This is a genomic window from Anaeromonas frigoriresistens, from assembly GCF_016820655.1.
Classification (GTDB): domain Bacteria; phylum Bacillota; class Clostridia; order Tissierellales; family SIT17; genus Anaeromonas; species Anaeromonas frigoriresistens.
The window spans coordinates 114846-127399 of record NZ_WSFT01000021.1 but is presented as its reverse complement, the minus strand read 5'-3'; the positions used below and the strand labels follow the sequence as shown (position 1 = coordinate 127399).

General features: G+C 29.1%; 13 protein-coding genes. 12 read left to right on the top strand and 1 reads right to left on the bottom strand.

Annotated features, from left to right (window positions below; genetic code table 11):
- Positions 1-102 precede the first annotated feature (102 nt).
- From GOQ27_RS05075 to GOQ27_RS05050, 6 genes are all read left to right on the top strand, one after another.
- Entirely contained in the window at positions 103-1794 is a 1692-nt protein-coding gene (locus tag GOQ27_RS05075) for a LytS/YhcK type 5TM receptor domain-containing protein (RefSeq protein WP_203365747.1), read from the top strand.
- Positions 1794-2567, top strand: a complete 774-nt coding sequence (locus GOQ27_RS05070) for a LytR/AlgR family response regulator transcription factor (RefSeq protein WP_203365746.1) — start codon at positions 1794-1796, stop codon at positions 2565-2567. Before GOQ27_RS05075 ends, GOQ27_RS05070 begins: the two co-directional genes overlap by 1 nt.
- Before the next feature lie 122 nt (positions 2568-2689).
- Entirely contained in the window at positions 2690-4120 is a 1431-nt protein-coding gene (locus tag GOQ27_RS05065; protein WP_203365745.1) for a carbon starvation CstA family protein, read from the top strand.
- Between the two features lie 104 nt (positions 4121-4224).
- Positions 4225-5178, top strand: a complete 954-nt coding sequence (mnmL, locus tag GOQ27_RS05060; protein WP_203365744.1) for a tRNA modification radical SAM protein MnmL/YtqA — start codon at positions 4225-4227, stop codon at positions 5176-5178.
- 113 nt (positions 5179-5291) lie between these two features.
- Positions 5292-6011, top strand: a complete 720-nt coding sequence (locus tag GOQ27_RS05055) for a pseudouridine synthase (RefSeq protein ID WP_203365743.1) — start codon at positions 5292-5294, stop codon at positions 6009-6011.
- A 24-nt stretch (positions 6012-6035) separates the two neighbouring features.
- On the top strand, positions 6036-6587 hold the full coding sequence (locus GOQ27_RS05050) for a DUF6648 family protein (RefSeq protein WP_203365742.1): 552 nt from the start codon (positions 6036-6038) through the stop codon (positions 6585-6587).
- Positions 6588-6619: 32 nt separating this feature from the next.
- On the opposite strand, the gene GOQ27_RS05045 is transcribed toward GOQ27_RS05050, so the two are convergent.
- Positions 6620-7150 (bottom strand): hypothetical protein, encoded by a 531-nt coding sequence (locus GOQ27_RS05045; protein ID WP_203365741.1) that lies wholly within the window; start codon positions 7148-7150, stop codon positions 6620-6622.
- A gap of 187 nt (positions 7151-7337) precedes the next feature.
- On the opposite strand from GOQ27_RS05045, the gene GOQ27_RS05040 reads away from it, so the two are divergent.
- From GOQ27_RS05040 to GOQ27_RS05015, 6 genes are all read left to right on the top strand, one after another.
- Positions 7338-8288 carry an RluA family pseudouridine synthase gene (locus tag GOQ27_RS05040; RefSeq protein WP_203365740.1) on the top strand — a complete coding sequence of 317 codons (951 nt, stop codon included), beginning with the start codon at positions 7338-7340 and terminating at the stop codon, positions 8286-8288.
- A 22-nt stretch (positions 8289-8310) separates the two neighbouring features.
- On the top strand, positions 8311-8781 hold the full coding sequence (locus GOQ27_RS05035) for a GNAT family N-acetyltransferase (RefSeq protein WP_203365739.1): 471 nt from the start codon (positions 8311-8313) through the stop codon (positions 8779-8781).
- A gap of 54 nt (positions 8782-8835) precedes the next feature.
- Positions 8836-9264, top strand: a complete 429-nt coding sequence (locus tag GOQ27_RS05030; protein ID WP_203365738.1) for a CBS domain-containing protein — start codon at positions 8836-8838, stop codon at positions 9262-9264.
- Positions 9265-9355: 91 nt separating this feature from the next.
- A complete protein-coding gene (locus GOQ27_RS05025; RefSeq protein ID WP_203365737.1) occupies positions 9356-11020 on the top strand; it encodes a nucleoside kinase in 1665 nt (554 codons plus the stop codon).
- A 79-nt stretch (positions 11021-11099) separates the two neighbouring features.
- Complete coding sequence (gene glsA, locus GOQ27_RS05020) at positions 11100-12017, top strand: glutaminase A (protein WP_203365736.1); 918 nt, start codon at positions 11100-11102, stop codon at positions 12015-12017.
- A 69-nt stretch (positions 12018-12086) separates the two neighbouring features.
- Positions 12087-12545, top strand: coding sequence for an NUDIX domain-containing protein (locus GOQ27_RS05015; RefSeq protein ID WP_203365735.1), 459 nt, complete (start codon positions 12087-12089; stop codon positions 12543-12545).
- Positions 12546-12554: the final 9 nt, after the last annotated feature.

The window sequence follows — 12554 nt, the reverse complement described above, 5'->3', positions numbered from 1 at the left end:
CTTTCATAGAAGGCGCAAGCTGTTGAAAAGGAAGCCCGTCACTTCAGTGATGGGAGGTTCACTTAGAATATAAAATAAAGAACTTAAAAAGAAGGTGTAATATTGATAGTATATATTTTAGGGAATTTAGTTAATAGGGTTAGTATTATAGCTATACTTTCCTTTATATTATCTAAGGTTTCCATAGTAAGACAACTTATTTCAAAAGAGAAAATAGGTCTTGTAGATAAAATAATTTTTGCTACATTCTTTGGACTATTAGGAATAATAGGAACGTATTCTGGAATCCCTGTAAGAGGTGCTTTAGCTAACTCTAGAGTAATCGGTGTCTTCGTAGGAGGTTTACTGGGAGGACCTCTTGTGGGAACATTAGCAGGACTTATAGCCGGCATACATAGGTGGGGAATAGACATAGGTGGGTTTACTGCTCTAGCCTGTGCCATTTCTACTACTATTGAAGGTATTATAGCTGGATTATTAAGTAAGAAATTCTTTGAAACAAAAAATAAATGGATGTTTGCTTTAATATTTGGAGCCATAGCGGAGATTATTCAAATGACAGTTATATTAATAGTAGCTAAACCTTTTACTGCAGCTATTAATTTAGTAAGTATAATTGGGCTACCAATGATAGTAGCAAATGCTATAGGAATTTCAATAACAATCGCAATAATACTTAGTATATTAAGGGACAAGGAAAGGGAAGCAGCTTTCCAAGCTCAAAGAGCATTAAGAATTGCAAATGAAACACTACCTTATTTTAGACAAGGCTTTGATACAGATACATCTAAAAAAGTGTCAGAAATTATTTATAATATGACTTCATTTAAAGCAGTTTCAATAACTGATTCTAATATTATTTTAGCTCATACAGGAATCGGTGAGGATCATCATAGAGTTGAAGATAATATTAAAACTGGACTTACAAAGGAAGTATTATCTTCAGGTCTCTATAAAGTAGCCAGTTATTCTAATGAAATTGATTGTAATCAAGAAAAATGTAAGCTTAAATCAGCTATAATCGTTCCTTTGAAAGAAGGAAATAAGACTATAGGCACTCTAAAATTATATAAAACTAGACATAATGCTATATCTCCCATTGATTTAGAATTGGCTTTAGGATTAGGATCCTTATTCTCTACTCAAATAGAGTTAAGAAAAATAGAAGTTCATAAAGAATTGGCTACAAAGTCAGAACTAACTGCATTACAGGCTCAGATAAATCCTCATTTTTTATTTAATGCTATAAACACTATAGTTTCCTTGACTAGAACGAAGCCTGATAAAGCTAGAGAGTTGCTTTTACATTTAGGTTTTTATTTTAGGAAAAACCTATATAAATCAGAAGAATTGGTAGATTTGGTTACAGAGTTAGAACATGTAAAATCTTACTTAGAAATTGAAAAAGCGAGATTTGGAGATAAGCTAGATATTAAATTCGAGATAGAAAAGGATTTAAAGATAAAGGTTCCTCCATTAATAATTCAACCAATTGTGGAAAATTCAATTAAACATGGAATAATGGAAAAGCTAGAAGGAGGAGAAGTAAATATTATTGCTAGCAAATATGAGAGAATCATAAGAATCTCTGTAATAGATAATGGAGAAGGAATTGAAGAGGAAAAACTTAAAAATTTATTAATAAGTGATGCTAAAAGGCAGTCTATAGGATTAATAAATGTTCACAAAAGATTACAATTAATATATGGAGAAGAGTTTGGATTAGATATTAAAAGTAATAAAAATGAAGGAACCGTGGTGACTATTTCAATACCTGAAGAAGGAGAGATATGATGATAAGAGCTATGATTGTGGATGATGAACTTCCAGCAAGGGAAGAGTTAAGATATTTATTAGAAAAACATAAAGATATTGAAATTATTGAAGAAGCAAAAAATGGACTTGAAGCTCTTAATATTATAAAAGAGAATATACTAGATGTGATATTCTTAGATATAAATATGCCTAAGATATCTGGTATAGAGGTTGCTTCTGAGGTTTTGAATTATAAAATTGAAAAGGTACCTTTGATAGTATTTATTACTGCCTATGATGATTATGCTATTAAAGCATTCGAACTTAATGCCATTGACTATCTATTAAAGCCTATCGGGGATAAGAGATTAAATAAAGCATTAAATAAATTAAGGGAAAGTTTAAATAATAAAGGTATTCAATATGAAAAGAGACTATCAGGGTTGATAAAAGAGATTCAAGGTAATAAAGAATATAAATATCAAAAGTTAACTCTCTATAAAGATGGGATGTTATTTCCGATAGAATTAAAGAATATCATAATGGCAACCGTAGAAGATAAGAATACAACAATTATCACTACCACGGGTAAGTTTATTTATCATGAAACCTTAACTCATTTAGAGGAGCGAATAAATAGAGGAAATTTCTATAGAAGTCATAGAAGTTTTCTTATAAATATTGATTATATTGAAAAGATAGAACCATGGTTTAATAATACTTTTCATATAAAATTAAAAGGATATGATGAAATGATACCAGTTAGTAGGGGTCAAGTAAAAGAGTTTAAGATGATAATGAATATCATTTAAATTCAACTTGACTATGCATAATGCAATTCACATTAGGATTAATGCATCTCGTCAAAAATAAACTAATAATTTTCTTCTCTATATTATAATATATTCAGATTAAATTTTAGGGAGGGGTTATTATGGTATCATTCTTAGTTTCTATCGTAATATTAATATTAGGTTATTTCACCTATGGAGCTTTTGTGGAAAAGGTTTTCGGAGCGGATGAGAATAGAAAAACGCCTGCTATTACTATGGAGGATGGGGTTGATTTTGTTCCCTTAAGCTGGCCAAGAATATTTCTTATTCAGTTTCTTAACATCGCAGGATTAGGTCCGATTTTTGGTGCGATAATGGGGGCATTATTTGGTCCAGCTGCTTTTATTTGGATTGTGTTAGGTAGTATTTTTGCTGGTGGAGTTCATGATTATTTTTCTGGGATGCTATCAATAAGACATGAAGGAAAAAGTATATCTGAGATTGTAGGAATATATCTTGGAGAAAATGCTAGAAAAATTATGAGAGTTTTTTCTGTAGTTTTACTTATATTAGTAGGTACAGTATTTATGACAGGACCAGCTCAGCTATTAGCTAATTTAGGAATTGCTGGTTTAGACAGTTTGAATGTTTGGTTAGGTATTATTATAGTATATTATTTTCTTGCTACTATCTTACCAGTTGATAAGATAATTGCTAGAATTTATCCGCTATTTGGAGCTGCTTTATTGATAATGGCAGTGGGTATAGGATCAATGTTGATTATAAAAGGATATAATATTCCTGAAGTGTCTCTATCTAATTTTCACCCTAAAGGCTTATCCCTATGGCCAATGCTATTTGTAACAATAGCATGTGGAGCAATAAGTGGGTTCCATGCAACTCAATCACCAATGATGGCTAGATGTCTACCAAATGAAAAATATGGTAGAAGAGTATTTTATGGTTCAATGATTGCGGAAGGAATTATTGCTTTGATTTGGGCAGCTGCAGCTATGACATTCTTTAATGGTGGAGTAGTAGGCTTAGATGATGCAATATCTAATGGTGGTGGAGCAGCAGGGGTTGTTAACACCATTTCTAATTCACTATTAGGAACTATTGGTGGAGTCTTAGCTATGTTAGGTGTTATTGCAGCACCGATCACTTCAGGTGATACAGCTTTTAGAAGCGCTAGGCTAGTAATAGCTGATGCTATAGGATACAAGCAAGGAGAAACAAAAAATAGATTATTAGTGGCGGCACCATTATTTGTTGTGGGATTTGCATTAACAAGAATAGATTTTACTATTATTTGGAGATATTTTGCATGGTCAAATCAGACTTTAGCAATGATTGTATTGTGGGCTACAGCTGCATACCTTATAGTGAGTCATAAAGTTCACTGGATTGCTACATTACCAGCAACCTTCATGACCGCTGTTAGTGTTACTTATATATTACAAGCTCCAGAAGGATTTAAATTATCTGAGACTGTTTCTTATCCGGTAGGAGTGATTGTTGCAATTATAGCTTTAGGTGTATTTCTTATTAAATTTAAAGGGTCAAATAAGCCTGTAACAGAAAGGGTATAATAATTTTTAGGATAGACAATTGTCTATCCTTTTTTTTACCCATTGATAAAAATTATGATATAGTCTAGAGTAGTACTAATGATTCAAGAAGAAAGGTGAATGTAATGGATGAGAATAAATACTATAGAGTATATTCTACGTATTTAAAAAATAAATATGGTGAAAAAGTTTATAAACTACCAATTAATGTACCTACAACATGCCCTAATAGAGATGGATGTGTTGGTACTGGAGGATGCATTTTTTGTGGTGAAGAGGGAGCAGGATTTGAGTCATTGTCAAATGAACTTTCAGTAAGGTCACAATTAGAGAAGAATAAAGAGTATATTAGTAAAAGATATAAAGCTAAAAAGTTCATAGCATATTTTCAAAACTTCACAAATACTTATATGAGCTTTGAAAAATTTAAAAGTATAATTAATGATGCTATAATTGAGGACATTGTAGAAATAGCTATATCAACAAGACCTGATTCTATTTCTGATGAATACCTTAAATTTCTAAAAGATATTAGTGAAGAAAATAATATAGAGATCTCAATAGAGTTAGGGTTACAAACAGTAAACTATCATACATTAAAGAAAATAAATAGGGGTCATACTTTAGCAGAACTAATCGATAGTGTAATTAGAATAAAGAAGTATGAATTCGATATTTGTGTACATCTTATTCTTAATCTTCCTTGGGATAGTGAAGATGATGTAATAGAGAATGCTAAGGTAATCTCAGCTTTGGGGATTGACCAGGTTAAACTTCACTCTCTTTATATAGTTGAAAATACTATATTAGGAAAGATGTTCAAAGAAGGTAGTATTGAAATAATTTCAAAAGAGGAATATATTGATAGAGTGGTTAATTTTATTAGTTACTTAGATAAGAACATAGTAATTCAAAGGTTGATAGGAAGAGCTCCTGAAGAGAATACACTTTTTGTAAATTGGGATACTAGTTGGTGGAAGATTAAAGATGAAATCTTAGATATGATGGAAAAAAGAAATATAATTCAAGGAGAGAAATGCGATTATCTTAATGGAAAAGCATTAAAAAGATTTAATTAGAATTTATTAAAGGGCTAATAACTCTTTAATAATTAATACGTAATAAATTCATTTGAAATTTTTATCATCAACTTATACAATATTAACTAGAAGGATTACAGGAGGATTTTTTTATGGCAAAAAAGGAAAGGTTAGATAAAATATTATCTAATTTAGGATATGGAACAAGAAAAGAAATAAAGGGTAAAATTAAAGCAGGATTAGTTAAAGTTGAGGGTAAAATTATTAAAGATAGTTCATTGAAGGTTAATCCAGGAGATTCATTAATAGAGTTTAATAATAAAGAAATTGATTATCGTAAGTATATATATTTACTAATGAATAAACCCCAAGGAGTGATTTCCGCTACTGATGACAATTATCATAAGACAGTCATTGATTTAATTGATAACGAGTTTAAAGCATTTGAACCATTTCCAGTTGGGCGTCTAGATAAAGATACGGAAGGATTATTATTATTAACTAATGATGGGAAACTAGCTCACAATTTATTATCACCCAAAAAACATATAGATAAAAAATATTATGTGGAAGTAAAAGGTGAATTAACATCAAAAGATGAAATAGCATTTAAAGATGGGATTGATATTGGAGAAAAAGATATTACCTTACCTGCAGACCTTCAAATAATTTCCTCCGGGAAAATATCGACAGGATATGTTACAATAAGAGAAGGTAAGTTTCATCAAGTCAAAAGAATGTTTAAAGAATTAGGTAAAGAAGTGGTTTATCTAAAAAGAGTATCAATGGGAGAACTACTATTGGATCCTAATTTACGATTAGGTGAATATAGAGAACTAACCACAAAGGAATTAGAAAAGCTAAACAAATAGAATGATTAGATAGGGTGTAAAAAATTGGATTATATTAAGAAGGAAAGTATTTTTGATAAGTTTTTTAATCATAGGGATTCGTTAATAATGCAATTTAAGAATGGTGATATTTCTAAAAGTGAGTATATAAAAGCTAATATTGATTTCATAGAAAGGTTAAATATGAAACCTTTTAATAAAATTGATAGTTTTGAAAAAGGTATGTATAACTATCAGTATTATAATATGTTAGCAAAGTATTATTATATGGAAGCAAAACAATTGAAGAATAAGGGAGAACCACAAAAGTACTTCCAATCTTTTTTAGATGAAGGGTATTATTATTATCAACAAAAGGATAAATCCACTTTGAAATTTCTTAAGTTTTTAAAATTTACTAATATGGAAGCTTACTATATAAAAGTTAATTCTGATAGTCTTCATGGAAAGCTCTATGAAATTCATCTTAAAGATTATGATAAAGCAATACTTCATTCTAAAAGTTATAAAATATTAGATATTTTAGTAAAAGAAGGGGTATTTATAGATAATATTCAGAAATCCCTGATAGATGAATATGTTAATGTAAAATATTAAATAAAAAGAAGTTCCTCTAGAGGAACTTCTTTTTATTTAATATTTGCTAGTATTTTTATAATTGTATCTAAATCAGAATTCTTAATGAACGTATAACTTCCAGAACGAAGCTTTATATCTAGGCCTAATTCACTAGCTCTACTTAAAAATTGGTTTTTATCTTGGATAACACCATTATCCAATAATATCTGTGCTGTATTAGGGGGCAATGATCCTTCAGGTATATCAAGGGATATTTCTTCTTTAGCTTGTCCATCTTGATTATTTACTGAAGAAGATTCCTCTCTACCACTATTATCTTTTTCTTGGTCATCTCTTTCATCATTTTCTGCATCTTCATCTGAATTTTTCTCTTGTTCTTCTTTGGTCGAATCTTCAACATTTTCATCATTTGATTCTTCTATTTGGATATTATTATCAGTTTCTTCTAATTCATTATCACCAAACAAGATATCTAATCTCCAACCAATTATAGCTCCTATTAAGAGCACTACTAAAAGAATCAAGAAATAGTCTATGTAATCATACAAAAGATCCTTTACTTTTTCAAATGCATTATTCATATTAATCCTCCTTCTGCTGCTATAGTGTCATGTGATATTATGTCTATATACTAAATGATATCATAATCAAGCAATAATAATCAATATTATCTAAATTACAAAATATACCTTGTATTAATCTCCATATAAGTATTATTATAAATATATATTACGATAATAAATATTAAAAATTAAGGGTTGATAAACTATGAAAAAAATAATAATTAAAAGAAATGATGAAAATCAGCGTATAGATAGGTTCTTATCTAAATATATGGATAAAGCTTCAAAAGGATTTATACAGAAAATGATAAGAAAAAAAAGAATAAAATTAAATGGTAGTCGAACCTATTCAGAGGAAATTGTGAAATGTGATGATGAAATAACTTTATATTTGGCTGAAGAAACAATAAATAAATTTCAAAGTGAGGTTGAGAATATAGATGTTAAAATAGATTTAAATATAATATACGAAGATGATAATATTTTATTAATTAATAAAAAAGAAGGACAAATATCTCACTCAAACAACGAAGATGGTGAAAGCATTGTAAAAGGTGTTAAAAAGTATCTTATAGATAAAGGAGAGTATAAACCTGAAGAAGAAAAGACTTTCAGTCCAGCTATATGTAATAGACTAGACTTAAATACATCAGGTGTTATTATAGCGGCAAAAAATTATAATTCATTAAAAGTAATAAATGAAGCTATAAGAGATCAAAAAATCGAAAAGTATTACAAAGCTTTAGTAGCTGGAAAAATAGATAAAAGAGATTTATTAGAAGGATATCTTGTAAAAGATAATAAAACAAATAAAGTTATGATATATAACAAATGGGTAGAAAACAGTAAGGAAATAAAAACTAGAATTTCACCTATAAAGTATAATGAGGACTATACTTTATTAGACATAGAGCTAATTACTGGTAGAACACATCAGATTAGAGCTCATTTATCTTCTATTAATCATCCAATAGTAGGAGATAGGAAATATGGAGATAAAGAAACAAACAAAAAATTCAACTTAAAATCTCAGTTTTTAATTGCTTACAAAATCACATTTAAAGGGCTGAAAAATGGATTAGAATATTTAAATAATAGAAGTTTTGAAGCTAAAATAGATGAAAAATATAATAGAATAGAACAAGTAATATTTTAAGTAATGTGTTTAGGGGGATTCTATGTTAATAAGAAAGGCAAATAGCAAGGATATTAATAGTATACTAGATTTATGGAAAAAATTATCGGATTATCATGAACAATTTGATGATTATATGAGTCTTTCAAGTAATTGGAGAAAAAATTTATTTGAAATTTTTTATGAAGATTTAGAATCCAGGTTCAGTAAAATCTTTATAGGCGAAATAGACAATAGATGTATTGGATTTATAAGAATGGAAATTAGAGAAATGGATAGTGTATTTAAAAGTAATAAAACAGTTTTTATTACAGATATTTTTGTAGAAGAATCCTATAGAGGAACTCTATTATCAGAAAAATTAATTGAGAAAGCAGAAGATTATTCTAAGAAAGAGGGAGTATTTACTATAAAATTGAATGTAAATACTCAAAATAGAAGAGCAATTGGACTATATGAAAAAAAGGGATTTATAGAAGTAAATAAAACTTTTAAGAAAGATATAAATGTTTAAAATTTTATAAATTACATATCCTAATTATAGACTTGATATAAGGAGGATGAAAATTTGAAGGTAAGAGAAGTTATGACCAACAATGTAAGATCCATGTTTAATAATTCATCTATTAAAGACGTTGCAACAGAGATGAAAATTCTTAATGTGGGATCAATTCCCATAACATCTAGAGATAATAGAGCTGTAGGTATTGTAACAGATAGAGACATAGTAATAAGATCATTGACAGGACAAGGTGACGTGAATAGTCCAATAAGTAGTATTATGACATCAGAATTAATATCAGTATCTCCAGACACTGATATCCATGAAGCAGCTAGATTAATGGCTGAAAAGCAAGTTAGGAGACTACCGGTAGTGGAAAATGGTAATCTAGTTGGAATAGTTTCTCTTGGAGATCTAGCTGTTAGAGACGTATATGCAAATGAAGCAGGAGATGCCCTTTCTAACATTTCTTTGCCAGATAGAAATATGAGGTAATATTAAGGCCCCAAAATGGGGCTTTAATATTATAAGTATTTTTAAAAAGTATGGGGTATATATTAGACTATAGACTTTTAGGGGGGATTTAATGAAAGATTTAGAAGTAACCATAGATGGAGTTGGAAATTTTAGTGTAAGAAAAGGGACAAAAATAAAGGATGTTATAAAAGTAGTAAATGATATAGAACATAAAAATTATCTTTGTGCTCGGATAGATAATGAAATTAAACATCTTGACTTCACTATAGAAAGTTCAAAAGATATAGAACTACTAGATATCACAGATAAAGATGGAATTAGAGTGTATGCTAGAACTCTAACCTTCATATTATTAAAAGCAATATATGAATTATTTCCTAAATCAAAAGTTTCTATAGAGCATTCTTTAAGTAAAGGGCTCTATGTAGAAATACATAAAGAAAAAGATTTACAATTGGAAGATATAGATAAAATAAAGACTAAAATTAACGAAATAATTAAGGCTGATTTACCTATCCATAGAATACTTATGAAAACAAGTGAAGCTAACGAAATATTCAAAAAGCAAGATATGACAGATAAGTTAAGGCTAGGAAAATACAGAGAAAAAGATTATGTTCATGTATATGAACTAGATGGATTATTTGATAAGTTTTATGGGTATTTAGCTCCTTCTACTGGATATATAAAATATTTTGATATAAGTTATTATCATCCAGGAATTATACTTCGATATCCAAGAAAGGAAAGTAATTTTAAAATACCAGAATTCAAGGAACAAAATAAAATAGCCCAAATCTTTAGAGAAGCTGAAGAGTGGGTTGAAATTTTAGATGTTGCAGATGTAGGTTCATTAAACGATAAAATATTAGAAGGATCTATTGAAGAAATAATAAGGGTGTCAGAAGCACTCCATGAGAAAAAAACAGCATATATAGCTGACAAAATTAGTGAAAATGAAAATATAAAAATAATACTTATTGCTGGTCCATCTTCATCGGGAAAAACTACATTTGCTCAAAGACTCTATACTCAACTAAGAGTAAATGGAAAACGACCAATTTCTTTATCAATAGATGACTATTTTGTAAATAGAGAAGATACCCCTTTAGATGAAAATGGGAATTATGATTTTGAATCTATTGATGCAGTAGATATTATGAAATTTAATGAAGATTTAATAACTCTTTTAGATGGAGGGAAAATTGATATTCCAAAGTTTAACTTTTTAACAGGTAAAAGAGAAGTGAAAATTAAAGGATTTTCTATAGCTGAGGACCAACCAATAATAATTGAAGGAATTCACGGTCTCAATGAAAAACTTACTAATAAGATTCCTCATATGTATAAATTTAAAATATATGTTAGTGCATTAACTCAGCTTAATATTGATAAACATAATAGAATACCTACTACTGATAATAGATTAATAAGAAGAATAGTTAGGGATAGCAAATACAGGGGAAGAACAGCTGAAGGTACTTTAGAATTATGGAGTTCTGTAAGACGAGGTGAAGAAAGAAATATATTTCCTTATCAAGAACAAGCAGATGTAATGTTTAATTCGGCATTAGTATATGAACTAGCAGTATTGAGAAAATATGCAGAACCTTTACTAAAGGAAGTTACAAGGTCAAGTATTCATTATGGTGAAGCAAAAAGACTATTAAAGTTTTTAGGTTATTTTAAGATTATTAGAAATGATGATATAATACCTAGTACTTCGATTTTAAAAGAATTTATAGGTGGTAGTTGTTATAGAGAAGAAGAGTAGTCAATAGCTTAGCTATTGACTATTTTTTGTTTTTCATTTATGTTAGATATAGGTTAACATTGTAGAGAGGAGACAGGTTATGGAAGAAATACTAAATAAACTAATAGATGAAAATAGACACATAACTCAACAGGGTGAAGTAGCAACTTATATTCCTGCCTTAGGAAAGGCGGACCCATGGGATTTAGGTATATGTATAGCTGATATGGACGGAAATATATATAAAGCAGGAGACTACAATAAAAAATTTACAATACAAAGCATTTCAAAAACAATTTCATTAATGTTAGCATTAATGGATAACGGTGAAGAGCTAGTTTTTGAAAAGGTTGGTATGGAACCAACAGGAGATGCTTTTAACTCTATAATAAAACTAGAAACAATTATGCCTTCTAGACCTCTTAATCCTATGATTAATGCAGGAGCTATAGTAATATCTTCTTTAATAAAAGGTAAAAATAAGGAAGAAAAGTTTCAAAGATTATTAAATTTCATGAGAAAGATCTCAGGAAACGATAAATTGAATATTAATAAAGAAATATACCTATCGGAAAAAAGTAGCGGAGATAGAAATAGAGCCATGGCTTATTTCATGAGAGATGTGGGAATTATTGAAGGAGACATTGAAGATGTATTAGATGTATATTTTAGACAATGCTCAATTGAGGTTGATTCTATAGATATTGCTAAAATTGGATTATTCTTAGCAAATAGAGGAGTTGTTCCACAAACTGGTGAGAGAGTGGTTTCTGAGCATATCGCTAGAGCTGTAAAAACCTTTATGGTAACTTGTGGAATGTATAATGGGTCTGGAGAATTTGCCATAAAAGTAGGAATACCTGCTAAGAGTGGAGTAGGAGGAGGAATAATGGCTTCAATACCTCATAGGATGGGAATAGGTCTATATGGGCCTTCTTTGGATGATAAAGGTAACTCTATTGGTGGTTATAAAATGTTAGAAGATCTATCTAAATCTTTAAATTTAAGTATATTTTAAAAATAAATAAAGCAAAAGCACCTATTAGTAAATAATATATACTAGAAGACTATTATTGTAGGTGATTATATGGAAAAAGCTTATTATAAAAGTGTTAAAGATAATAAAGAAATGGAAATTGTAATTACAGAGATTTTAAATATCGATGAAGAATATAGAGGGGCTATTGTTATCCCTTTTTATGGAGATAAATTTGTGATGACCTATCATCCTGGTAGAAAAGGTTGGGAATTTCCAGGTGGGAAACAAGAGGAAAATGAAAATCTTTTACAATGCGCAATAAGAGAAACTTTTGAAGAAACGGGAGCTATATTATCTAAGTTAAATCCTATTGGATATTATAGGATAATCAAAGGTGAGAACTCTTTTAAAACATTAGTGTATATAGGAGAAATCGCTATATTTGAGCCTAAACCAAGATGGAGTGAAACTGATTTAGTTAAACTCTTTGATGAATTACCAGAAAATATATCTTTTGATGATGATATATATAAAATAATAATTGATCATATAAAAACAAAAGGGTAATAATTACCC

Coding starts and splice junctions, on each gene's coding strand:
- GOQ27_RS05065 (WP_203365745.1), top strand. CDS start 2,690: ATGGTATCATTCTTAGTTTCTATCGTAATATTAATATTAGGTTATTTC.
- mnmL (WP_203365744.1), top strand. CDS start 4,225: ATGGATGAGAATAAATACTATAGAGTATATTCTACGTATTTAAAAAAT.
- GOQ27_RS05040 (WP_203365740.1), top strand. CDS start 7,338: ATGAAAAAAATAATAATTAAAAGAAATGATGAAAATCAGCGTATAGAT.
- GOQ27_RS05045 (WP_203365741.1), bottom strand. CDS start 7,150: ATGAATAATGCATTTGAAAAAGTAAAGGATCTTTTGTATGATTACATA.
- GOQ27_RS05025 (WP_203365737.1), top strand. CDS start 9,356: ATGAAAGATTTAGAAGTAACCATAGATGGAGTTGGAAATTTTAGTGTA.
- GOQ27_RS05035 (WP_203365739.1), top strand. CDS start 8,311: ATGTTAATAAGAAAGGCAAATAGCAAGGATATTAATAGTATACTAGAT.
- GOQ27_RS05070 (WP_203365746.1), top strand. CDS start 1,794: ATGATAAGAGCTATGATTGTGGATGATGAACTTCCAGCAAGGGAAGAG.
- GOQ27_RS05055 (WP_203365743.1), top strand. CDS start 5,292: ATGGCAAAAAAGGAAAGGTTAGATAAAATATTATCTAATTTAGGATAT.
- GOQ27_RS05015 (WP_203365735.1), top strand. CDS start 12,087: ATGGAAAAAGCTTATTATAAAAGTGTTAAAGATAATAAAGAAATGGAA.
- glsA (WP_203365736.1), top strand. CDS start 11,100: ATGGAAGAAATACTAAATAAACTAATAGATGAAAATAGACACATAACT.